The sequence below is a fragment of the Vibrio sp. Vb1127 genome (genome assembly GCF_033338735.1).
GTDB lineage: Bacteria > Pseudomonadota > Gammaproteobacteria > Enterobacterales > Vibrionaceae > Vibrio > Vibrio alginolyticus.
Genome location: NZ_JAWOTF010000016.1, coordinates 59,177 through 81,322 on the forward strand (window position 1 = coordinate 59,177; position 22,146 = coordinate 81,322).

Here is a 22,146-nt window from a genome sequence, read left to right on the forward strand (position 1 = left end):
TCTATGATACTTTCAACTTTTTTTAAAAACGCCACAAGCAAGACCCCAAATGATTGGACATGGAATATGTTTAGACTGAGGTTTTGGACTGAGTGGGTTCATATAACCCCTATAGATAGAGCTCTGGAGAGTATTCATAATGAATACAGGCTCCCTGGAGGCCTACTAAATGAAATAAAGTCTGCAAGAGATTATCAGCAATCTTTTGACCCTTTAACGTCCCTGCCTTATCTAGACTCATACACCGAAGTCAATAGAGAGTACCTACTGAAACATGGTTATAGCTTGTTTGAATCGAGTGTGTTTTCAGAGGCTAATGGAAGTGTTCCTGATTTTAAGAAAGACAGTAATCGTTTGTTGGTTCTAAAACACGAGGAGCGTCCCAGTGATTCTAATGAGCAGCTAGCAAACGATATGCTTGAAATTAGCCCTCATCTACCTCAGTTGACAGCCTCTGAATCAGCGAACCGTTTGATTTTAAAAAAAGGGGAAGATGGACGGTATGATTTAACCATTCAGCGTACCGAAGTGAAGCCAACTACGTACATGGAACTTGTTAGAGCTGTCCCCGCCCATATGAAAATGGTTCCGTTCATGGAGACCCCCGTACACTTCAATCTTGTACCTTTCGATGAGGTTGTTAAAGCTGGTTTCGACATGAATGATGAACAGGTTGAAGGCAAAGCCAGAAACCTACAGCTGTCTATTTGGCTAACGCTATTTTTCGTATTGGCTTTTTGCTTCTTCGCTGTAAACAGTGTTGCCAAATTCATTATTGTAACGATAGTAACCTCGGAGGTTCAATTTAGTTACCTAATGACATCCATGTATTTGACCTTGCTAAGTGCATTTACTTCCTTTATCTATTTTCATTACCTGCATTTATATTGGCAATATGACACCAATCGCTTTGGTTCTGTGTATTCATTTTTAGTTGCCATCAAAAAAGATCCTATGCGTTTACTGCCACTTTCCAATAAAGCCGAGGTAAATCATGTTTAAAACCTTTGTGATTTACAAGTTACCTGAAGACTTCAACTTGGACCCAAATCTGCACTCTGAAATGTTTGAGAAACTGAAAGCGAAGCCTTTGACTGGTGCGATTAAGACTAAATATGGCTGGGCTGAGTTACTGCAATCAAATAAACCTTACATTAAGCTAGAAAACGATTACATTTTTCGTATAGAAAAGCGCTTTAGGTCTGTTGCATCTAGTACATTGGACGAAGCTGTCAGGCAGAAAATGATTCAGCTTGCACAAGATTCCCCCAGGACATGGGGAGTAAATGCCAAGGTTTCTTCACAAGATGTCAAGAATTTACGTGAAATGTGTGAAAACCTTCTTATACCGAAATCGCTTACACGTTTCAAAGATATCATTGTTTGGTTTAATACTGAGCTAAAGTTTCTTTTTATCGGTTCAAGTGGAAACAAAGAAGTTGAAGCGATTATTGATTTATTCAAGCTTACATTCAAAACATTTCCTGCGAGCCCGCTAACAGTTAATAATGATGTTTCGAGTGTATTTACTAGTTGGCTTAGCAGCCTGGAGTTACCGCCTACGTTGGCAATTAAAAATGGTGATATTGCATTTGAGAATAGAGCGAACGGTGCGAACAAGGTGAGATACAGTAACCAGGATATTGAGTCAGATGAAATCAATGCTAATTTACTAGCGCAAAAGCGCCCACTTCAACTATCTTGCGAATGGAACGCCACTTTAGGGTTTACTGTTAATAACGAATTAAAGTTTTCTAAGATCAAGCAACTAGGGCTGTTAAAAGAGAAAATAAAAACGGCCAATAAGGAAATGGAGATCAATAATCCCGCCCAGGAGATGGAAGCAAAAAGAGTTAAAGATATGACCTCCTACACTTTAACTCGACTGTCAATATTGAACCTTATAAAAGAAATCTTACCTTCATTAAATAGCTCAACTGGATTCGCTGGTGGTGCACAATCGAATACATCTGAGCTAATAGAGGGATTTGTTGAAAGCATTGATTGATGTATAAGGGCCATGATCTCGTGTTTATCGTGAAGAACGCCACGTAGATGAGCTGAAAACAAGAAACGTAATTTAAGGGGAAATGATGAAATTGAAAAGCATATTAACATTAGCTATCGCACTGCCTCTTTTGAGTGCTTGTGACCTTGTAGATGATTATAACGAAATGGTCAATGAGCAAATGGCTGATATTACTATCTACATCTCACCTGTAGCTGAGCTACAGATTGATGATAGTGAAATTGGTTATGTTCATGGATTCGAAGAGTGCCCCAACGAGTCCGTAAATTGGTTGTTTGGGTACTCTCATTCAGTTGGAGGCAATAATTGCATCAAAATAGATCCTGAAAATGAAAACATCAAAGTGCGAGTTATAAACGACCAAGTTAACTTAATTGAAACATGGAATGTATCTAGGGTTGGTGATGCCGTTTCACTAACTAGACCAAACGGCTTCAAAGTCCGTGAACCATCTAACCAGTCGTAGGGGGAAAAGGATGCCTAAGCCTCGCGGTAGGTTTATCGGCCACAAGCAGTTTGCTGTCGATCCCAATTGGGTTAAAAGCCAACAAGAGATTCGAGCTATCAAAGAGCGAAAGCGTTTTGTTGAGTGGTCGAAAAACTGGATTACGGTAACTCGACTAAAAACAGATCGATTGTGGACAGATTCAGCTATCAAGAAGTGGCTTGGCGAGCCAAAAAACCAAGCAAAATACAAAGTATTTGCTGTGGAAGATGTTAGAAAAGCTGAACGGAAAAAAGCGTTTAAAGAGTGGTTAGCACCTCGACTAGATAAAAAGCTGGCAACTAATCCACACTTTAAAATCAAGAAAATTGGAACTGTATAACGACCAAGGGGAAAATATGGTTATGTATAGCACTCAAGCTATAGAGAACATTAGAAAGTCATTCAATCTCTAGCAAACTATTGGACAGAGCCGATTAAGGGCAACCTGTCAGACCTAGTCACATCGAGATAAAGAAACTCACAGATTGCATTCAGACTAATTCAGATAATGGCTCTTTTTTCATTGTCTTAATCGAGGTTCATTGTCTTCAAAAGCCTGTTTACTGCATAGTAGATGTAAAGCCCTAGTTGACTCCCTAAAAAGAACCACCACCAGACCAAGTACAAATCAATTACATCGAATTTACCAAACAATACCTGCTCGAAATCTAACATTGATTCTGTAAGTGGTCTTTGTGCACCCGGCAAGCCTAGCCTATCAAATGGTACATCACTAAACTCAAGATAACTTAGTAACCAAACGGGCATATATAGAAACACTTCTGTATCAGCAATTGATACTGCTATAGCACGTAGATACTCATATCCTTTGTATAGTATTAAAAGGCCACCAAGGCCGATTAGATAGTGATTGGGTTTAAGGAGTTTCTCTGTTACGTATGATAAAGGGATTAGGACCGTCCTTACGAGCTTGCCCATTACGTAGTGAACGACTCCTGTAGTTACATAAAAAAGTAGAGCCGGAGTACGAAGAATTCCAAAGAAGATAGCAAGAAGTAGGTTCATAGGGCATACCTTAAGCTTAGTCTATAATATATTATAGTTTGGTATGCCCTGGAAGGGAAGATATTTAAGGGTAATAGCAATAGATAGTTGCTAGTGCTCGGTTTTCTCTAGGTGTTTCCCAAAGTTTAGTTTTGAAATTATACGAGTAAAGGCGGACAAGAAATTGTGAGCCAGATGCATTTTTTGTAACACCGATTCGGTTTAATGAATAGTCAGATACGACTACACCGTTCGCTGAGTGGTAACGCTTACTATCTTGCCAGTCTACAACAATTCTATTTGCCGCATAACCTGCACCATCACCACAATTTACACCTTTAATTGCACCAACTCCGTTTATTGTAGCGGAACCTTGGTGAACATATTTACTTGTTAGGTTTGAGAGAGCTACACCCCCTCTCGATGTCAAACGAATGTCTCTTGTTCGAGAAACGCCATTTGGGTCAAAAAACATTGAGGGGTCATTGAAATCAACAACGGCTCCAGGGACATAAAGAGAGCCATTCTCTAGAGTTGATATGTTTGAACCAGTACCGATTGCCAAGCCCCCTGCGAAATTATTCATTTGCGATGAGTTGGTTTGGTTGATTCTATTCCGTACTGTAGCTTGGTCTATTGTTGCTGAGCCTATACTAGCTGTATTTATATCGCCGTTATTGATGTCAGCTCTATTAATATCAGCACGATCAATGTCAGCGTTATCGTAATCAAGGTCAGTGCCGCGAACACTAGTTAAGTTTGCAGAATTGGAGCGTAACGTGTCAATAGTACCGGAGTTCGCGTCTATGGAATTAACGTTGAGGTTGTTGAGGTTGCTGGTTCCATTCAAATCGAGTCTAAATACAGGGTTTTCTCGGTCCACAATGCTAGATACTTCAAGGCGGTCCATATTATCGACATCCTGTCCATTCCAGTCGATTGTAGCTAACGGTGAGTTTGTACCATGGATACTCAGGTCATCAGAGAAGCTTGTGCCCCAAGTGATATCCATAGTAATGATACCTGTATCAAAGTCGCAATCCACTTGCGAGATTGAGGTGCCTGAATTTAGGTTTGCCAAACCTCCACCAGCAATTCGGGCTATAGTACATGAACGTTTGACTCCGTTTTCACCAGAGAAGTCAAATCCCCGAGTTTCAGCAGTATTTGAGACAGTTAATTTGAGTTCGACCTGGGTTCCATCATTTGTAACTTCAGTTTTGTATTGCATGTTATCCCCAATTCTAGGGGAATCTTCGAAGTCACAGAATAGGAACTCAGATGTTTGGGTACCACCACAGGTGTTTGGCTTCAACCACATTGTTCCAATGTGCTCAGCACCGTTTTGGAAGGGTTGGCCCGGCTGATTCCATTGGGCTAATGAGCCACTTTGTCTTGAGGCATTCTTGATAGCATGAAGCAGCGTTGCTATACGCTGCCCTTGAAGTTGGTCTACTTGAGATTCGTATTGATCACTTTTCATCATGAGGTAAGTGGACATGATGATACTTAAAGCGACAGTAGAGGCCAATATGCCAAGTTGAAGGAAAAAGCCTCTTTGTCTTTTGATTGAGGTTCTAGGCAGCATATTGGCCACTCTTATTAATAATGATTAACGGTTGATGAATGTGATTGCTACTTCATCGCCAGATGCACACTGTGTTTTAAGAGTGTCATTACCATCAATTCGCGTACCTTCAACCTGGATCTCAACGAAGTTTTGGAATACACGACCAACGAGTAGGTTACACTGATCTGTTTCTACATTTGAGAAAGTGAAAGTGAAGAATTTACCTGTACCAGTAGTTGTAATCCCATCACGGTTAGTCGCGGTGTCTACGCTTCCACAGGTCAAGCCATTATCAGAAAAAGGTGTGGTAAATTCATCTTGGGTTGCACTTAACCAGCTTGAAGGCCAGATGTTTTTGTCGTAACAGTCAGTGTTGTTAACAGATGCGTATGAACCAAAGCCACCCACTGTACGTCGTAGTTCGTCCGATGCTTGTAGTAGAGCTGACTCAGCATCGTCAACAAGTTTACCCGCACCTGAATCCCCCATAGTTGTAGCAATACCGACAACCATAATGCCCACGAATGCCAGGACTAATTGAAGCTCTGTAGATAGAAATGCACCTTTACGTTTTGCATGAACGCGGTTTAGTTTCTTTGAATATTGTTTTTTTGGTTTAAATAACATAGCTATTTTCCTCTTTGAAAGCTATTGGATTTTATACATGATTGGCATATATCAATCAAGTGGAATATGGTTTTCACAATTTGTTAATTTTATTATCAAACTTAGTTAAGGGTTTGACCAATTGAAGAAATAGAAAGGCCAACTATGGCGTTTACAGTTAAAACTGCCATCATGCAACCGAGCATGATCCCTGTCGTAAGCTTTTTTACTAGCATTTCAGTGTTAGCAAATACTTCTTCGGTGATATCGTCTAGTTTATTAGTAAAGTCAGAGGTTGTAGCATACGACTCAATCTCAATTCTTGGTTCTCTACTAAAGAAATCACAGGCGAGTGCTTGCCCTTCACTCTTTCCTCCAATCATATTAAGACGCATTTTTTGGCACCAATGTTTTACATATGGCGTTGAGTGGGAACCAACAAGCTTTAGTGCTTCTGAAGAGGGCATCCCGACTTTCAAAAGAGCATTGAATGTTTGTAGGGTTATAGCGGAATTAATCGCGTCAACAACATTCCAAGGTGGTAATTTAGTTAATCTCCGATTAATTTGATTGGGTAAACTCCAAACTACCCAGGTCCCGTATATCACCAATGTGCCTGTAATAAATGGGCTTAGCTCGTATACAGTTTTTGTAAACTCTCTTGCAAATGTCATAATAGGAGTTGGTTTTATATTAAGCCCCTTAAACAGCACAGCATAGATGTATAAGTGTGCAAGACTACAAATCAACATAATCAAACCAACACCTATAATTGGACCGACTATTCCTAAAAAGCCAGCACCTCTCATTTGTTGTTTTCTTTGTAATTGGCTGACACATATGCGTATTACTTTGTATGCTGCAGTTTTCTTCTCGATTGCGTAAGCAACTCCAATAGTGGTTTTATCAAAGAATGGTGCGAGCATGTATGAGATAACTGGTCTGTATCGGTACCGGTCTGCAAGATATTTTACGAACTTTGTTTCTTGGGATTTTGGTTGTTGGGACTTATATGCTTCATAGAGGGAGTCCAATACATTTACGATTGAATCACCATCTGCTAAACGTGATGCAATTTTCTCTAGAAGTTGAGACTTTCTCTTTGAGCCCACACGAAAGTTTGTATACTTTAGCTTTAAGGTATCAATGAAGTCATCACTAAGGTATTGACTCTTTATTCTGAGCAACTTTTGGTTAATATCGTTTTCCATTAATTAAACCTCTGGGTGGTAGAGAGAAACATTTAGCTCTTCACGATCTAATCGAGAGACCACAAGTTGATCGATTTCACGTTCTATCATCTCAGGGTCCAATACCCCTTTGCACATTTTATAAATTGCGTGCTCTAACTTAGTAAAACCACCAGTGTTTAGCCAATGAGCTTTAGCCAAATCATCTTCGTTTTTAGCCCATAGGTTTCTGATTGTTTGATCTGGCGCCAAGACTTCAGCTACAGGTGTTCGTCCAACACGGCCATCTACAGAATAATTACACTCTTCACACCCACCTTGCTTTGCGAAACGTATGTTCGGCAGGTACTCAAGTAACTCTAGGGAAGATAAGCTTTGTATTAATGAATAAACTAATGGAGAGTTATTCGGAAGCTCATCATAACTTCGACTACAGGACGGGCACACGGTTCGTACTAAAGACTGAGCAATGATGACAGTTAGGGTGTTTGATGATTGATAGACTGATCTAGCTACTCCGAAACCGTCCAAGCGACCTGGTACATCACAAGAAGATGCGGCATGTATTGTTGAGAAACATACATGGCCAGTTCGGGCAGATTCAATTGCAAATTTTGCTGAATTGTAGCAACGTATTTCTCCTGTACCCATGATATCTGGGTCTAGTCGCATGAAGCTTTCGGAAATTCGTTCAAACTGCTTGGTTAATGTGTTCATTTCATTATCAGAAGCGCTAGAGTTATCTTCTAAGTTAACTTGTGAAACGCCCTCTAAGTTCATCTCGATAGGGTTTTCGGCAGTAACAAACTTCCGAGTAGATTTGTACAGGTCTTGTAAGTAATCGATAACTGAATACATGGACTGGGTCTTACCAGAACCTGTAACACCAGCAAACAGTATATTTCCTTGTTTTTTACTGGAGTGTTTTTTAATCAACAGCGTTTGAACTGGGTGATATCCAGCTTTATCTAGCTTTCTTATAGAGGATTTCTCCCCTTTACTGGTAATCCTGCATACTAGATCTCCACCGCCCTCAGTTTCTCTTGGTGCAAATTCAACACGCATTTCAATTTGAGTATTGTTATACGTGTAGATAAATTTACCAGATTGAGGTTCTTTCCAGCTTAGGTTGTTACCTTGGATGCTAGAGCCGGATGCTTCATCCCCACCGATGATGTTGTAAGCAACATCAACCGTCTCGTAAAGCCTATCGTATGTATATTCTTTGAAATCAATTAAATCGCCATCTACACGTATACGTACTAACGTGTTGCCAGGTATATTAGATACTTCAAAGTGAATGTCTGACGTTGCAGGGTGTGATTCTAAAACAGACGCAGTGATCGCTTTAAAACTTCTGCCCTCATCATCTTTAGATTGGTTTTCTTCAGAGCCCATGAAGATGACATCAGCAAGTAATAGGATTAGGTCTTCTGAGCACTTAAGATTAATGACTTTTGTATGAGTATGATCGGTATATCCCAAATCATCTCTGATAGTCGCTCGAACTTGTGTGATTGACTTTGAAAAGTCTTCTGTCATTAAGACGGTAAGGTAGTTGTATCCTTCATCCATACCTTGAATATGGCCATCCGAAATAAGGAATTTTTTACCATAAGCTGGATGTGCCACTTTGTCCTTGTCAATGATACCACCTAAGGCCCAAGGAAGTTGTTCTCTAGTGTCGTATGTTAAGTCGTTAAAGAAGTGTGAACTAGAGCTACTACGACTACCAAAGTATTTTATTAAATCACCAGAAATTGAATCTGACAAAATGTCGTATTCGTTTGCGCTGGATTCTACAATGCTGGTTGCAGGTCTATACTCTGCTAAGTTAGTACTAGTCATGAAATTCTCACTTGAACATTAAACCTTGAGAGGGAGAGTCATTAATTAATGTAGGCGCCGGGGCTCCAAACATACTTGATTCTGAAAGCTCCCCAATCTTCTGCTCGATAATACGGTCTCGGAATGTTTGCGCTTTCTTAAAGCGGTCAATTGCTTCGTCAGAGGTTTTAACCGTGATATGTCGTGCTCTTGATTTGTCCATTTTGTGAGTTGAATAATCGAAAGGCATGACTACAGCGCCTTGAAATGACAGTGAATCTACATACCAGTCCCCAAAGCTCTCCCCTTCTTTTAAAGTTTGGATAGCCCCCTTATGCCAAAACTCACCTTTCAACTGACCAGCTATCTCATAAATATCTGTAACGAAGATTTGTTTTTCCATTTCGTTTAGCAGAGCATTAACTTCAGCTTCTCGTTGAGCTCTACGCTTTGTCCTAGTCTCCTCCTGGAATTTTGCTAAACGCTCTTCATCCGATGCCTTCTCTTTTTTCGGTTCAGGCCCACCGTTTAGTAATTTGTTATTTTCTATCAAAAGCTGCTGATACTGATTGTCAAGCATTAACATCTTATTAGCATGCTCTTTTTGGGCTCGTATCAACTCATTTTGCGAGAGTGATTTGTTTTCCTCTATAGAGAGGCTTCGTTGTTTTTGGATGTCTTGGTAAGTCTGCCCGGATTGATCATTTGCAAAAGTTGTAAAGCTCAACAATTGGGTCGCGATGCATAGGGTAATAGTATTAATTTTCACGTAATGAAACCTCTTTGTCTTGTTGATTAAGAATGCTACTTTCGTGTATGTACTGCATCTTAAGAACGATCTCTTCTGTTTCCAGATTTATCGAAATGCTCTGTATAATCATGCTTTTAAATTTGTCGATATCGTTAGCTAGTTGGTCCAAATAGTTAAATGCCCAACCAAACCCACTTAACGAAAGTTGTACATTCACAACGGTGTAATCTATTTGTGGGTTTCTTACTTCAGTGGAATATGTTTCGTTTTTAAAAGGGATCTCCCTTTCTGTTTTGCGGTTTGCTGAAATCGCTCCGTACAGTCTTCCTTGTGTCTTCTCTGCTTGTTGCTGAATGAAGGTTAGTAAGTCTAGGTAGTGGCCGTGAGTTTCCTTTATGAAGATAAAAGCGTCACTTTCATCAAAATAATGGTCTGGTTTAGGAAGCGGTACTATTTGAGACGTAGTAATCTCTTCTCCAGAGAGTGAATAAGTGATAGTTCCATCGAATTCGATGTTGTCTCTAAAATTGGCAACCGTTGTCCCTCCGTTTTTCCACAAAACGGTCGTCTCATGAAAAAACTCTTGGTCTGCTGGTTTGTCTACAGTTGATGAGTCTCTAGTAATGATTCCTTTGGTAACGAGATCGACAGTCATAGGGAACCATCCACCAACATCAACAGGAAGAGAGTTAATATAGGCTTTAAGGTTCAAAATGACCTTTTTAGGATCTGATGCGGTTAAACGTTGAGTAAGCCATTTTGCTTCCTCTTTAGTTGCATTTGCCTTGTCTATTCTCTCGATTTTTTTATGATTCAATTCGTTTTCAGCTTGCTTAGCTAGAGTACTGCTTGATGCTTTCTTCACCATTGAATCTATGTCAGGAATTACATACTCTTGCTTGGAGTTAGATTTAAATACCTGCACACCTATCAAAAATATAATTCCAAGAGCCACAAATACGATGTGGGATGGTTTTATCTTTGATAGGGGGTTTGTGTTGAGTAGCTGCTCAATTGTTTGAATTTGAGCGAACTTTTCATTAGGTACAGCTTCACATATGACGTCATATGAGTGCTGTTGGTACTCTGAACGTGACTCTTCAAATAGTTCTGAGATATTTTCTGTTATCTCATTAGGGACTACATAGCGTAATTTTACGTGATGAAGATCGTACATTTGATAATGGTCGAAGATCTGTTGGATAACTTCTTCCACCGTTTCAAATACCAAATCATTCTCACCACCAGCTGGGCACTTATCAATTACCAAAAGATACCAATATTTACCGGATGGTAGCTTTTGTATGAAGAAAGCATTCGGGTGATCGACACAAATAGCGCGAGCGACGATTGCCGCCGCGCTGTAGTATTTTGTCGTTATGCTTTGAGCGAAACCGATTGTTGATTTTGGTGCATCATCAATTGTTGACCCTTCAACAATTACTGCATTTGTAGCGTCGTATTTGTTAACCAGATTTTTGATATGGATGGTCTTATCGGATTCTGAAACCTCGTACCAATCTAAACCGATGTAGTGCCTATCAAATCCAAGTTCTTCTAGTGACTGCATAAAAGGACCTAATTGGGTTAAACTTTTTCGATATGAGGCGTTATAATTACTAGCATCACTGAGCGTGTTTTAGCATTAGAGTCATTGCCACCAAACATCCATAGCAAATCGCCTAGAACTGACTGGTTTTGGCCATTGTCAATCACTTGCTCGAACCCAGTCATAACCATTGTTTCGCCTGAACGGATATTTCTAGCGCTAACCATGGCAGTAACAGTTCTGTCTGTTAGTTGAAGTTGTGTATTACCAACTTCTAGTGGGTCAATTGCATTTAAGGTACTTACATCAGTTACGATACGGACAGCAATTGTTCCATCTGAATTAACACGTGGTGAAGCTAAGAAAACAATACCGTTTGTTGTTGTATCTGTGCTTGCAGATTGTGTTACAACATCACCAGATACACTTTGGTCGATTTTATCCGCATATTTCTTTTCATTTACGAACTGGACTGGAATAACATCATTGTTTGGTACAGTTGTCGTAATTGACTTTTTAAGCGAAAGAGATTTAGTCCCCTGAAGAGCCTTCAATGCCATTTCAGTGCCTTTGAAGCTACCATCACCGATACTCAGCCCTAAACCACCTAACTTAGCTGCATCACCAACTGGAACTCCATCGATTTTAAGTTCGAAGTCATTCTTAGCGTATTTAATAGATTGCTCAATGCCGTAATTTGATTCGTCTGTAGTGATCAGTTCCCATAGCTCTATATCGAGCCTGATCATCTTTCCAGCAGTAGAATTTGACTCATCAATAAAGTTCTCAACAATTCGCAGCTTTCGAGGTGTGTCAGTTACAGCAACCATACTTAGTGCAGGTAACACTTCTACTTTTGCATCTTCAGAAGCAATGGATTTAATCCCCTTGAGGAGTTGGTCCATTGGTTTCCCTAGGTCACGGTCAAATGAATATGAGTGAGAACTCGAAGTTTGAGAGCTTGTCCCCTCGCCTTGCTGACCACCGCTAGTAGACGAATTGATACTTGATTTTAAAGTTGTACTACCAGCATATTGGTCGATCCGAAAGTGTCTAGTTTCTTGTCGGTAAAAGGATACACGACCATCAGATTGGTATTTCCACCATAGGTTGGTTTTTGCTGCGATAGCATCCAACACTTGCTTTAAAGCAACGTGCTTTTCAAAGTTCAGGGAAATAGACACTTTTGCGCCATCTAATAGTGATCCTTTGTTCGTATCTGTATAAAGTGCCGAAACGTCTAAATCATCACCAGTAGAATCACTTGTACCACCGCTTGCTTTGGAACTTCCAGAGTCTTGGTTAAGATACTTGATAGCGTCGCTAGTAAAGCTAATGTAAACCCCATACGAGGCATACTTGTTGTTCAAATAGTCAATCGTGTCGCTAAGGGGTTTAGAGCGATATGACATGAATTTACTCGGGGTAAGAAAAATCTCTGGAAGGTCTTGCCTTTCTTTTAACTTGAAAGGTTCCCCAAGAATAACGTAATTATTGTCTTCGCTGTAGACGCTCTGATCTATACCGGGTTTAAGTCTGTGTTTTTGAATCGTCTCAGTGGCAGCGTCTGCCTGTGCTGTCGCAACTCTATTGGCATCTTTACCAGGAGTACTACAACCACTGACAAGCGCGATAATGGTTAGTGTGAGAGCTTTAAGTTTCAATGTGTTGTTCATCACTGGTAAGTCCCTTTTTCAGTAGAACCGCCTTTTAGGATATGAGCAGCACCAATTTCAGGGCTGTAACTAATCCACAATGGTTCTTTTGTTTTTAACGTCTCCTTAAGCACTCTATCTAAGACTCCGTCTCTTCCTGTTAGGTCACCAATCAATACCGAACGTGATTTAACAGGGAAGTCGTATTTAGAGCCCCAAATAATGTCGATATTGGACTTTGTATTCCAAACCTCAAAGTTCTCTTTGAGTGACAGTTTAGGGTCTAATGTCCAGAGTTTTGGTGTTCGTGTCTGAAGGTACGTAAGGTGTTCACGATTTTTGGATGCAGCCAACACTCGTTCTTGTTCATTTAGAACAATATAAATACCGGAATTTAGTTCCTGTATCTTAGCAACAGCACTGCGCCAATTAGGTGAAGGTACCCAGGCTAATTGGTGGGAAGAGATGCCTGGTCCAATATTTACCCGCCAACCAGCTGGTGCTAAAGCATTCAGTATTTCGTGAGCAGGTAATTTATTTTGGTAACCGACTTTAGATTGGATGTCGTTTAAACCATAAGCTGTATCTGACTCGTATTCAGTAAATACAACCCCCGCTTGCGCGCTACTCATCACGAGTAAAGGTAAAATTAATCTTAATTTCATCATAGTAACCCCTATTATTTTGATAAATATACGTCATTTTCGGATAACAAACAACAAACAAAGCTGTAAGGTAACCTACGAATAAGAACAATTTCTTATCGGTTATCTGGCTTCCAAATTTCGTTTTTTCGATATGGCAAGTTGTTGCCTTGGTTGTATTTTGACAGGAGGTGTATAAAAAACTCTAATGGTGTCCTTTTGGTAAGAGAGATTAAGGACATTAATACATAGAAAACACACATGGCTTTAAGGTAGTTCCAGCTGAACATTATTGGCAATGTCAAAACCGGGACGATAGTAGACCCGTCCATAAGTAGGAAAAGTGGTCTTTTCATCGCATTTTGTACCGCTTTTCTATCCAGCTTCGGTTTATATTCCATTATTCTGATTCCATAAGGAGATATTCTGGCCCAATTTCACTGTTGTGATATAGGTTTGCGATTTGTTGAGAAAAGGTAAGCTCTTGTTCCTTTAGGTGCCTTCTTACTACTACAGATATCTCTGTGTCAGATTTACACTTCAGCATTTCTTCTCTGATTTCTTCAGTTAGATATAGGGTTTCTCTAACAGCAATCCTTTCACCGTCGAGAGTTCTAACTAGTATCTGAGCGACAATGCCAGAGAGTTGACTAATAAAACCAGCTAATACAGCCAGCTTATTTTCTCCATCTATCATATTGTAGATGCGGCTCATCGCTGTCTCGCAAGAGTTTGCATGTATTGTAGCCATCAAGAAGTTGCCAGTGTTAGAAGCGTTAAATGCGTTTTCGATTGATTCTTTACTTCGTATTTCGCCCTGAACGATGATATCTGGACGAAGACGAAGAGCAGCTTCAAGGCCTTGATTAAAACTTTGAACATCGGAGTCTGTTTCAACTGAACCTACTTCATGAACTGAAATACTGTTACCAGGAGCAATCTTTACTCCCTCATAATTAATTTCAGGTGGGTCCTCAAAAACTAAGATATGCTTACCAAGGCTGGGAGTTTTTAGCACTGAAGTTACAATTCCGGCCATAGTAGTTGTTTTGCCTGTGCCTACCCCTCCCACAAACATAAGAATACCTTTACGGTTATGCTTTACAAGATTGACTAGCTCCGGCTCTATACCCAAAGATTCTGCGTCCTTTGGTGTTTTAGGGTTCAACCTACCAACCATCTTATAGGTCTTTCCATATTCAAGTGACCTTGAGGTAATAGCTGCAATGCGGAAACTCCTAATCTGAGATTGATCATTGGGGTTTTTGGTAACGAATGCAAAAAATGTAGGAGTAGCTGCATTAACATTGTTAATCAGCGATTTTTTGGTGCCGAGCATATATTCAAGAATATTACGGCATGCGTTAGGTTGCATTTGTTTATCAGTGATTTCCCTGATTTGCCCGTTTACATCGATTCTGATTCGATAGTTACAGTCTATTAAAATGTCTGAAGCACCGTACTCTATTGCTTTCCATATGACAGTTTCGATATCTACTTGTGTCATTTCGCTTGAAACAGGTATTAATGGAATATCATTCATGGTAGGTGTCACTCTTCAACGAGAATGGATTTAATTTGGTCGTGAGTAAGGCCTTCAGTTTCTACTTTAGAAACAGCATCCCTACGTACAGAGCCTCTAGGGTCTTTTATTACTGGTGAAGAATAGAGATCAGAGTTTGTCTGCCAAACTGCCTCACCACTCAAAGATATGAACTGAGTGCCTAAACCTAATTGGTCTCCTTGTACCGTAATTCCTACATTTTCAATAATCATATCTGGCTTTTCTATATATCCGGACTCAACTAAATTCACGTAACGGATCATGGCTGTTGCGTCAATAAAAGCATTAATTACACGAGTTCTCATCTCAGCAATTGCTTGTTCTGAGCCCATGGCCCATCCCTCGTCAAGAGCTGAGTTGAAGATCTCCAATTCTTCTGAATTTCTAGGTAAAAGTTCATCAATTAATGTGGTTGGCGTAAGTGAATTTTTGTCGTAGAGATAGTCAGACCAATGCGGTTTCCTCAACACAGGCTTAGGTTGTTCTCTCAATCGATAGACAAGATTATCGGTCCTGATAATCGTAGCTTTTGTGTCTCGCGTTATCGCGGCATGAGCTTCTACTTTGTCTACCATACCTGGACGAAGGTACTTGGCTTCACCTGAACTTAGATTTGCAGAAGCGTTAATGAGATGCTCGAAAGGTAGCAAGCGGTCAAAGAGGTGAGACTTGCTATCCACTACATCTGTTAAGCGCTCCATCGTAGCTATATAACCATTCGCACTGCCAACTTCTTCAGCTCTTTCGCGGATCGACTCAATTCTGAGTGCCTCTTCCCCATCGCTTACTAGTTGTTGTCTAACCTTTACATCTTTTAGTTCACTTAAGCTGTAATAGGTGCGCTTAGATTCATCTGCCAAAGTGGTAACACTGAAAAATAGACTAGCAATTAAACAAATAGCAGTATTGGTTCTCACGCTTTTGTCTCCAAGTATTTAACGACAATCGTCTTAAGTCGGTTATCGACCATGATGTCTACCTGGGCACCCTTTTCAGAGTCAATAATCTTTATTGCGTCGTTTATTGGTTGATCCTTCAGTTTAATACTTACAAACACGCCACCAGGTGGTTTTTGGCCATAAGTAAATACTCGATCAGAACCATAACCTACTGTCTCAGCAATACCTTTTACGGCAGTTTCGACTTCACAATCACAATTCCAGTCAACAACCTTTTCAAAACCAGGTAACACCATTGTAGAGAGCATGCGCTCCTGCCTTCTCTGCTCAGGGCCTTTAAGTGCTTGTGCATGTGCACTTCTCGTTTTTGCTAACAATCGGAGCTCGTCAAGCATTTCAACTGCATATGGTTCAAGATCGCCAAAAGCCCTTTCTTCAGGGCTCTTTTCTAAGTGCCTTAAATCTTTGACTTCATTAGTTGCGCACCCAAGAAGTAGAGTAGAAGCGAATGCTATGCTAGAAAGCTTAAAGACGTTCATTTTGTTTCCTCTTCGTTGCATTGATGCAAAGTGTTTTAGCTGTATTCAGATTTGAAACAGTGATGATTGATTCATCCGTACTGATGTTTTGGTTAATGTCTGGGTGGTAATACCTAACTTTGTGATGGAAGGCTTTCTTGATTTCAGAAATATTGAGGGACGTAATAGGTAGCCCTAATAATTTGAAAGCCTGAACTTCTTCTTCAGAGAAGTTAAATGGGTTTTGTTCATTCAGAGTCGGAGAACTTTGAGATCTACTCGCATTAGAGGGTCTTTCCATCTGAGAGGAAATTGAGTTTGTATAACCAAACCCACGTATCTTCGCTTGTGCTTCCTTTCTTCTAACCGATTGTTGTTGTTGCCGTTGCATAAAGTACAAATATGCGATGCCAAACAAGGCACTCGTGAAAACACCGAATGTATAACTCGCGGACAAATAATATGTAGCAGCGAAAGAAGTGATGAGTATGGAAGCCAAACCCAATATTTTTTCTTTAATTAGTTCGAACACAATAAGATGTCTAATAGCAAATAATAGCATAAATCTATGCCATTTTTGTCTAAAATACAATAGTGAAAGCTGCTAGCATAGGCTTATTATTGAGTCAAATGTTAGTTTCAATTTGCTAGTCTCAGAAGTGATATCGGTTCAATAGACTAATTACTCAACAAATTGTAGAAATATTTGCGTAATGCGACCTACAAATAGGGATATAGCTCACACATATGCAACAAATGATGAAAATTTATTTAAGTTTCACTCTTCATGGGTGAAAATTAGACATAACGGCAGTTAATGTTTAGATACAAGTCACATGATTATTTGCGTCTATTCTCAAAAATAAGAAAGTATTTATGGATAAGAATCATTACAGCGAACTGTTCTCCGACATATTCGCTACAAAACAGAATGAAGGTGGTGCGGCATATTTAATCAATCGGGAGGCTAATCTTGAATTAGTTTCACGGTTAGGTATTAATCATCGTGACGTTAGGCTTAATTCAAAAGAAAGCTATGTTTCAGACCGTAGCGCTAGGCTTTTAGAGAAAAAGTTAAAGGTAGCTCGAGGTTGGCTAGACGCAGAACATGAAATTATTAGCCAAACTCAACTTCTAACAATTAGAGCCAACAATGTTTCGGCGCTTATTGTTTCTCCTGGCTTTACTAAACAGTCAAAGCACTTTCTCTCTAAGATAGTTTCATCTACACCTATGAGCGGATATCAATTTTTGTTTGATGAAATCACTTTCGAAGAGCAGTCCTATTACTTACGTAAAATGGAAGAGTTCTTGGAAATTGAAAGAGCATGTCTTGATGATGAGGCATTTATGGAAGGGCTCTACTAGCGAGAAAAGTCGAAGTCATTATCAGGACGCTGTTGTTTGATACCAATGGCGTCCTTTTCATTTACTGGTCCAGTTATACAAGATTCTAGCCTCTGATTTATTGTTTGTTGACTAGGTTCAAGTACATTAGCTTTCTCAACACTCTTCAAGCTAATATGGTCAAATCTCCTGCCAAACTTTGTCTCAAATTCATTGAGAAAGAAATTGATATCTTGTACAGCATTTGGATTAACTTGCCATTTTGTTAGCAAACTTGGCAAATTTGTAAAACTGGTATTATCGAATTCACTTCTTCGAGCTGGTGGTATTGCACTTAGTCTGATTTGTAGAATGGTGCCGATCATTCTATTTTGTAGTTGGAGAATATCTTGTTGTTTTTGAAAATTCTGACTTGAGAACTTTTCAACTGACACTTTGAGTTTTTCTAAATCCATTTTTTAGCCTAACTCAAGCTGTGCAAAGGCAAGTGGTCTAACAGATGACTGAAGAATAGCCTTCTTGAACCAGGTCATTGTCATATGATAGTCATAGTTACAAGACACGATTTTTTCAGCGTAGTGGTCATGAGGATAATTCATAGCGATTGACTTAAGGATTTCATAGTCAAATATTTCTAACTTTAGATCTTCAAATCGTTGATCTAAAGAGTTTTTAATTTCAGGTAGAGGTAGCTCATCACCGCTTTGAATTTTCTTTATGATTTTCTTGTCATTTTCAAGAACATTTAAGAGCAAGTACTCTGAAATAGAAAGCACATAGCTTGTAAAATTTGGTAATGTCTTTAGAGAGATTGGGTTCATATATTTTTTGTTTTAAGCTTGTGCCCATCGGTTCTATTGATGGCAAAGGTAACTCCTCTTTGCTTCACCAGGAACCAGTCCAGTCTTTATAAATCTTGCTTATGTATCAATATAAGATATACATAAACAAGGGTATTTGCCATTTTTTTGACAACTAACGTACTACTTTGGGGGCGATATGAGTGTAAATTCATGGGAATTTCAACCAGACAACGAGTTTTCTGACATAACAGATGATCTAAATCATCAGGATGTAGTATCAGAAAAAACCTCAGATCGAATTGTTAATGTACACGATAAACACCTAAGCCCACAAAGTACAACTTTGCAAAGCAATGATGTCTGTTTGAACGCCTTTAATCAACAAAAGCACGACGTTCGTCTATCTGAAGTTGGCGGCAAGTCACAATCAGTGCAACCTTCTGCCACAAAATCAAACGCTTACTTCCACCCAAATAGTCAAATTAATCTCTATAACAAGTCATTAAATTGTGCAGCGGTGATTCGATTAGGAAACATAGCTAACAACCTAATTTCAATTGTTGTAGACATTTGCCCAGAACATAACGGTCGCTCAAGTGATTGGAACAACAAAATCTCAGTTGCCTTTTCTCACACTGAACTTATTCAAGCTTATTCCCTATTTCTTCAAAACCTTAAATGCCTTGATTTCAAGTTAAAGTTTCACCAACAACAAACTGGGCCATTGTCTATAGGATTTAAAGAGAGCTCGATTTATGTAAGCACAATCATCTCCGGTAAAACAATAAGCCTTACAGGAAACATCGCCCAAAAGATAAAGTTTATGGCCCAATTAGAAGTGGCTACAAAACACTACTTCGCTACTGCGTTTCCAGATTTGGACCAAGAACGAATTCTGCGTCAGATAGCTTTGATTTAGTGTTTTTGTAGTTCGATATTAGAAGCTTCTAGGTGACCAGTAGCTCTCAGATATCTTTTAACAGTACCCATATTTGTCCAATCACCAATAGACATAAGGTCGACTGCATTCATCTTATGAACGACATGCCCATCAACTACCGCTCCACAACGTGCCGAATGCCCTGACCAACAACGACCATTAAATACACTTTGTCGTTCATATGCTTTTCGGAACAATCTAAGTACGGATACACCATTCATAGGTTTTAATGGGTCCTTAAGCTGTCCATTCTTCAGAATCCAACCAAAAATATAATATTCCTGATCTTCGACTGGTCTTGAAGGGGTTACATGGTTGTAAAGCTCTACTCCATTTTCTACAAGTTCAATATATTTCTTCACGATCCCTGCATACCTGCCAATGATAGACTTTTTGGGTGGCGCTGCAGATGTCTTAGATTTTGTCCTCACTATAGTGACAGTGTCACCAGAAATGATGACGTTTTTACGTTTTAAAGTAAAGATCTCTTCTTCACGAAGAGCAGTAGAGTATGCAATGGTCATGTATGCTAGGTCTTTGAAAAGCTTTGGCCCAGCTTGTTCAAGTGTCCCAACTATTTCGATCTGCCTGTTCAAATCGCTTGCTCTGAATGGTGAAGCAACTTTTTGCTCTACCTTTGATAAATCAGATTCTGCCATATCCTTTTTTACACCCCTGAAAAAGTCTTTTATAAGCTTGTCTTCAGTAACGTTGGCGAATCCTAGTTGATTCAAAAATATGGCTATGAGGTTCTTTCGGCTCATTAGTGTCGCATAAGACACTTTCTGTTCATTTTTAAGGTGTAGTATCCAGTAGTAAAACATTCTTGGATGTATAGGAAATGCGTAGGCTAATTCAATATACTCAGTAAATCTTATCCAAGAGCGAACAGCGGAAAACATGTTTTTTTGTGTTGCCTTCGAAAAACCACCACGTGTAGCCTCGAATATGGCCATGTTATCTAGAATTGTCTTTAGGTTTGGGTGATCAGGGTCAATTGCACCGTCAAGTTCAGGCAAAGGGATTTTAAATCGTGAAAGATTTTCTTTTTCTTTGTTATTGCCTAGTTCTAATGCCTTAATCTTTTCTAATCCGGATGCAGGAATTGGTAAATTTTGCTTAGTAATCTCCACGTTCACCTCCAAAAATAAAGTGTTACGCTGTCACCTGTAACGCTAACCTTAACGGCCAAAAAGTGTAATATAACTCAAATTATACTACACTTTATAATCATGTCTATTTATACAGTGCTATTTGTTTGTTGAGTTTATATGAATTATTCGAAGATTAGCTTAACGAAAACAAAGCGAGGTACTAAAGTAAAACCCACATAATAACCCATGGTTCTACATAGTCTGCTAGACTGCGTAAGGGAATATTACTTGAATATAGATAAAAAAAAGGCAACATTTAAAGTTGCCTTGTGCTGTTAGGTTTGAAATCAGTTGCTTACTGAAGTCAATTGACCATTGGATAAGTCTTCCAGTGGTGGATAATCAGGAAGTCCATAGTCAGATCGTAACCAAGTTAATTTCTGGTAGGTTTGTTCAATCCACTCTGGCTTTAGCTGTTGAACTTCTATGATCTTCTTCTTGTAACTCGGATCTGTTTTAGCTGGTAGGTATTCTAAATAGAAACTGTCGCATTTTTCCATTAAGCTAGAACGCTCTAAATCTACCACCGTCAGGCAGTCAACAAAGTCTTTGTACGCTTCGTTGTCGGAAATGCCTTGAACAACTGCTGGCCCGGTAGTTTTGAGATATTCTTTGTATAGTTTTGCACCGACGACTCCAGAGCCAGATACAGCAACGATAGCTATAATAGACCAGGGAAAGGTGCTTTTAAGTGAGTCGAACATATTATATCCGTTTTATTGTTAGTATTAGTATTAAGGTGGGGATTGTTTTGGAATATTCAATGCATGAAATACAATAATTGTATTTCATGACTAGTTATATCTAGTTTTAAATATTTATTGTTCATCAAAAAGGCTGGTTATAAAACACCCACCAGCCCTTTCAATTTGATATTTAACCTGGGTATGCTAGAACAATGTCTATGTTAAACTTAATATCTGAAAGATTTAAACGGGTCAAAATATACTCAGTCATACTCGCAAAGTCGGCTTAAAATATTTGATTTACCAAATATACAAGGCTCTTTACGGAGGTGGTAAAATTTGGGTCTCCCAGATATTTCATCATATATTTCTTCTACATTTAAAGTCTCAATTATATCAATAGAGTCTGGATTTAACACTAAATGAGAACGGCCATGATACCCACCGTCTACAAATTGGCCACTCTCAAAATCCTTTAAGATATCGATACCGTTTTCACGCAAAATATGACAACGTTTCCGTTCATTCAAATCAATTAGGTCATTGTGTATTCGATTTTCAGGTGGTTTTGCAAGTTCTGAGTACCATTCTTTACCCCTCTTAGTTGATATCCACACTGGTAATTTATCCCAATGTTGCTGTAGATATTTGGGGTGCATAGAAATGGATTTACCAATAGTTACTACTTTAGCTTGTTCCTTTATTGCGCACACATATACGGTAGGTTTACCTACCTGCCTCGCTTTATAGTCAGCGTGATAGCATGCTCCTTTCAGATTAGAAACGAAGTAAAATCCATTAGCATCATTACAGCCTTCGCCTGTACCTAGCATGCCTAACTCAAATTTATCAAACTCCTTAGCTCGTGTACCATGAAAGATGAGCTCTCTTTCCATTGTTCTTTCTAACATGCCGCTTCTCA

At 39.3% G+C, this 22,146-nt stretch carries 24 protein-coding genes; 6 read left to right on the plus strand and 18 right to left on the minus strand.

Going from position 1 to position 22,146, the window contains the following annotated elements; translation table 11 throughout:
• The first annotated feature begins 3 nt into the window (after positions 1 to 3).
• The 4 genes from R7H07_RS18275 to R7H07_RS18290 all read left to right on the plus strand — a co-directional run bounded on the left by R7H07_RS18275 (position 4) and on the right by R7H07_RS18290 (position 2,856).
• The gene (locus tag R7H07_RS18275) at positions 4 to 1,002 is read left to right on the plus strand and encodes a hypothetical protein (protein ID WP_025634139.1); all 999 of its coding nucleotides are present in this window, start codon (positions 4 to 6) and stop codon (positions 1,000 to 1,002) included.
• Positions 995 to 2,008, plus strand: a complete 1,014-nt coding sequence (gene rdgC, locus R7H07_RS18280) for a recombination-associated protein RdgC (RefSeq protein WP_025634137.1) — start codon at positions 995 to 997, stop codon at positions 2,006 to 2,008. The genes R7H07_RS18275 and rdgC overlap by 8 nt, the downstream gene beginning before the upstream one ends.
• Positions 2,009 to 2,090: 82 nt before the next feature.
• Positions 2,091 to 2,495, plus strand: a complete 405-nt coding sequence (locus R7H07_RS18285) for a hypothetical protein (protein WP_138058895.1) — start codon at positions 2,091 to 2,093, stop codon at positions 2,493 to 2,495.
• Between the two features lie 10 nt (positions 2,496 to 2,505).
• Entirely contained in the window at positions 2,506 to 2,856 is a 351-nt protein-coding gene (locus R7H07_RS18290; protein ID WP_025634133.1) for a hypothetical protein, read from the plus strand.
• A 188-nt stretch (positions 2,857 to 3,044) separates the two neighbouring features.
• Here R7H07_RS18290 and R7H07_RS18295 read toward each other — a convergent pair whose 3' ends face one another.
• From R7H07_RS18295 to R7H07_RS18355, 13 genes are all read right to left on the minus strand, one after another.
• Positions 3,045 to 3,542 (minus strand): hypothetical protein, encoded by a 498-nt coding sequence (locus R7H07_RS18295; protein ID WP_025634132.1) that lies wholly within the window; start codon positions 3,540 to 3,542, stop codon positions 3,045 to 3,047.
• Positions 3,543 to 3,606: 64 nt separating this feature from the next.
• The gene (locus R7H07_RS18300; RefSeq protein WP_139351514.1) at positions 3,607 to 5,022 is read right to left on the minus strand and encodes a hypothetical protein; all 1,416 of its coding nucleotides are present in this window, start codon (positions 5,020 to 5,022) and stop codon (positions 3,607 to 3,609) included.
• 111 nt (positions 5,023 to 5,133) lie between these two features.
• Positions 5,134 to 5,718 carry a hypothetical protein gene (locus R7H07_RS18305; RefSeq protein WP_025634129.1) on the minus strand — a complete coding sequence of 195 codons (585 nt, stop codon included), beginning with the start codon at positions 5,716 to 5,718 and terminating at the stop codon, positions 5,134 to 5,136.
• Positions 5,719 to 5,819: 101 nt separating this feature from the next.
• On the minus strand, positions 5,820 to 6,908 hold the full coding sequence (locus R7H07_RS18310) for a hypothetical protein (RefSeq protein WP_025634128.1): 1,089 nt from the start codon (positions 6,906 to 6,908) through the stop codon (positions 5,820 to 5,822).
• Between the two features lie 3 nt (positions 6,909 to 6,911).
• Positions 6,912 to 8,735: a GspE/PulE family protein gene (locus tag R7H07_RS18315; protein ID WP_025634126.1), complete on the minus strand. Its 1,824-nt coding sequence runs from the start codon at positions 8,733 to 8,735 to the stop codon at positions 6,912 to 6,914.
• 7 nt (positions 8,736 to 8,742) lie between these two features.
• Positions 8,743 to 9,483, minus strand: a complete 741-nt coding sequence (locus tag R7H07_RS18320) for a hypothetical protein (RefSeq protein ID WP_025634125.1) — start codon at positions 9,481 to 9,483, stop codon at positions 8,743 to 8,745.
• Positions 9,473 to 11,035 (minus strand): hypothetical protein, encoded by a 1,563-nt coding sequence (locus R7H07_RS18325; RefSeq protein WP_077284291.1) that lies wholly within the window; start codon positions 11,033 to 11,035, stop codon positions 9,473 to 9,475. Before R7H07_RS18325 ends, R7H07_RS18320 begins: the two co-directional genes overlap by 11 nt.
• Positions 11,036 to 11,052: 17 nt before the next feature.
• On the minus strand, positions 11,053 to 12,690 hold the full coding sequence (locus R7H07_RS18330) for a hypothetical protein (RefSeq protein WP_025634122.1): 1,638 nt from the start codon (positions 12,688 to 12,690) through the stop codon (positions 11,053 to 11,055).
• On the minus strand, positions 12,690 to 13,337 hold the full coding sequence (locus tag R7H07_RS18335) for a hypothetical protein (RefSeq protein WP_025634121.1): 648 nt from the start codon (positions 13,335 to 13,337) through the stop codon (positions 12,690 to 12,692). The genes R7H07_RS18330 and R7H07_RS18335 overlap by 1 nt, the downstream gene beginning before the upstream one ends.
• Before the next feature lie 376 nt (positions 13,338 to 13,713).
• Positions 13,714 to 14,856: an ATPase, T2SS/T4P/T4SS family gene (locus tag R7H07_RS18340; protein ID WP_025634117.1), complete on the minus strand. Its 1,143-nt coding sequence runs from the start codon at positions 14,854 to 14,856 to the stop codon at positions 13,714 to 13,716.
• Positions 14,857 to 14,864: 8 nt separating this feature from the next.
• A complete protein-coding gene (locus tag R7H07_RS18345) occupies positions 14,865 to 15,794 on the minus strand; it encodes a type IV secretory system conjugative DNA transfer family protein (RefSeq protein WP_025634116.1) in 930 nt (309 codons plus the stop codon).
• Positions 15,791 to 16,315: a DotD/TraH family lipoprotein gene (locus R7H07_RS18350; RefSeq protein WP_025634114.1), complete on the minus strand. Its 525-nt coding sequence runs from the start codon at positions 16,313 to 16,315 to the stop codon at positions 15,791 to 15,793. The genes R7H07_RS18345 and R7H07_RS18350 overlap by 4 nt, the downstream gene beginning before the upstream one ends.
• A complete protein-coding gene (locus R7H07_RS18355; RefSeq protein ID WP_042776358.1) occupies positions 16,302 to 16,856 on the minus strand; it encodes a hypothetical protein in 555 nt (184 codons plus the stop codon). The genes R7H07_RS18350 and R7H07_RS18355 overlap by 14 nt, the downstream gene beginning before the upstream one ends.
• Before the next feature lie 314 nt (positions 16,857 to 17,170).
• Between R7H07_RS18355 and R7H07_RS18360 the strand changes: the two genes are divergently transcribed.
• Complete coding sequence (locus R7H07_RS18360; RefSeq protein ID WP_025634112.1) at positions 17,171 to 17,662, plus strand: hypothetical protein; 492 nt, start codon at positions 17,171 to 17,173, stop codon at positions 17,660 to 17,662.
• On the opposite strand, the gene R7H07_RS18365 is transcribed toward R7H07_RS18360, so the two are convergent.
• The gene (locus R7H07_RS18365; RefSeq protein ID WP_025634110.1) at positions 17,659 to 18,096 is read right to left on the minus strand and encodes a hypothetical protein; all 438 of its coding nucleotides are present in this window, start codon (positions 18,094 to 18,096) and stop codon (positions 17,659 to 17,661) included. The two genes, R7H07_RS18360 and R7H07_RS18365, sit on opposite strands and share 4 nt — an antisense overlap.
• Before the next feature lie 3 nt (positions 18,097 to 18,099).
• On the minus strand, positions 18,100 to 18,462 hold the full coding sequence (locus R7H07_RS18370; RefSeq protein ID WP_025634109.1) for a hypothetical protein: 363 nt from the start codon (positions 18,460 to 18,462) through the stop codon (positions 18,100 to 18,102).
• Between the two features lie 178 nt (positions 18,463 to 18,640).
• Between R7H07_RS18370 and R7H07_RS18375 the strand changes: the two genes are divergently transcribed.
• On the plus strand, positions 18,641 to 19,363 hold the full coding sequence (locus R7H07_RS18375; protein WP_077284289.1) for a hypothetical protein: 723 nt from the start codon (positions 18,641 to 18,643) through the stop codon (positions 19,361 to 19,363).
• On the opposite strand, the gene R7H07_RS18380 is transcribed toward R7H07_RS18375, so the two are convergent.
• The 3 genes from R7H07_RS18380 to R7H07_RS18390 form a co-directional block, all read right to left on the minus strand.
• The gene (locus R7H07_RS18380) at positions 19,360 to 20,517 is read right to left on the minus strand and encodes a tyrosine-type recombinase/integrase (protein WP_025767026.1); all 1,158 of its coding nucleotides are present in this window, start codon (positions 20,515 to 20,517) and stop codon (positions 19,360 to 19,362) included. The two genes, R7H07_RS18375 and R7H07_RS18380, sit on opposite strands and share 4 nt — an antisense overlap.
• A 308-nt stretch (positions 20,518 to 20,825) precedes the next feature.
• On the minus strand, positions 20,826 to 21,242 hold the full coding sequence (locus R7H07_RS18385) for a hypothetical protein (protein WP_025634104.1): 417 nt from the start codon (positions 21,240 to 21,242) through the stop codon (positions 20,826 to 20,828).
• A gap of 245 nt (positions 21,243 to 21,487) precedes the next feature.
• A complete protein-coding gene (locus R7H07_RS18390; RefSeq protein ID WP_042776360.1) occupies positions 21,488 to 22,135 on the minus strand; it encodes a hypothetical protein in 648 nt (215 codons plus the stop codon).
• Positions 22,136 to 22,146: the final 11 nt, after the last annotated feature.

Bases quoted from the DNA above. Each gene is read 5' to 3' on its own strand.
- R7H07_RS18275 (WP_025634139.1), top strand. From the start codon at position 4: ATGATACTTTCAACTTTTTTTAAAAACGCCACAAGCAAGACCCCAAAT.
- rdgC (WP_025634137.1), top strand. From the start codon at position 995: ATGTTTAAAACCTTTGTGATTTACAAGTTACCTGAAGACTTCAACTTG.
- R7H07_RS18285 (WP_138058895.1), top strand. From the start codon at position 2,091: ATGATGAAATTGAAAAGCATATTAACATTAGCTATCGCACTGCCTCTT.
- R7H07_RS18290 (WP_025634133.1), top strand. From the start codon at position 2,506: ATGCCTAAGCCTCGCGGTAGGTTTATCGGCCACAAGCAGTTTGCTGTC.
- R7H07_RS18295 (WP_025634132.1), bottom strand. From the start codon at position 3,542: ATGAACCTACTTCTTGCTATCTTCTTTGGAATTCTTCGTACTCCGGCT.
- R7H07_RS18300 (WP_139351514.1), bottom strand. From the start codon at position 5,022: ATGTCCACTTACCTCATGATGAAAAGTGATCAATACGAATCTCAAGTA.
- R7H07_RS18305 (WP_025634129.1), bottom strand. From the start codon at position 5,718: ATGTTATTTAAACCAAAAAAACAATATTCAAAGAAACTAAACCGCGTT.
- R7H07_RS18310 (WP_025634128.1), bottom strand. From the start codon at position 6,908: ATGGAAAACGATATTAACCAAAAGTTGCTCAGAATAAAGAGTCAATAC.
- R7H07_RS18315 (WP_025634126.1), bottom strand. From the start codon at position 8,735: ATGACTAGTACTAACTTAGCAGAGTATAGACCTGCAACCAGCATTGTA.
- R7H07_RS18325 (WP_077284291.1), bottom strand. From the start codon at position 11,035: ATGCAGTCACTAGAAGAACTTGGATTTGATAGGCACTACATCGGTTTA.
- R7H07_RS18330 (WP_025634122.1), bottom strand. From the start codon at position 12,690: ATGAACAACACATTGAAACTTAAAGCTCTCACACTAACCATTATCGCG.
- R7H07_RS18335 (WP_025634121.1), bottom strand. From the start codon at position 13,337: ATGATGAAATTAAGATTAATTTTACCTTTACTCGTGATGAGTAGCGCG.
- R7H07_RS18340 (WP_025634117.1), bottom strand. From the start codon at position 14,856: ATGAATGATATTCCATTAATACCTGTTTCAAGCGAAATGACACAAGTA.
- R7H07_RS18350 (WP_025634114.1), bottom strand. From the start codon at position 16,315: ATGAACGTCTTTAAGCTTTCTAGCATAGCATTCGCTTCTACTCTACTT.
- R7H07_RS18355 (WP_042776358.1), bottom strand. From the start codon at position 16,856: ATGCTATTATTTGCTATTAGACATCTTATTGTGTTCGAACTAATTAAA.
- R7H07_RS18360 (WP_025634112.1), top strand. From the start codon at position 17,171: ATGGATAAGAATCATTACAGCGAACTGTTCTCCGACATATTCGCTACA.
- R7H07_RS18365 (WP_025634110.1), bottom strand. From the start codon at position 18,096: ATGGATTTAGAAAAACTCAAAGTGTCAGTTGAAAAGTTCTCAAGTCAG.
- R7H07_RS18370 (WP_025634109.1), bottom strand. From the start codon at position 18,462: ATGAACCCAATCTCTCTAAAGACATTACCAAATTTTACAAGCTATGTG.
- R7H07_RS18375 (WP_077284289.1), top strand. From the start codon at position 18,641: ATGAGTGTAAATTCATGGGAATTTCAACCAGACAACGAGTTTTCTGAC.
- R7H07_RS18385 (WP_025634104.1), bottom strand. From the start codon at position 21,242: ATGTTCGACTCACTTAAAAGCACCTTTCCCTGGTCTATTATAGCTATC.
- R7H07_RS18390 (WP_042776360.1), bottom strand. From the start codon at position 22,135: ATGTTAGAAAGAACAATGGAAAGAGAGCTCATCTTTCATGGTACACGA.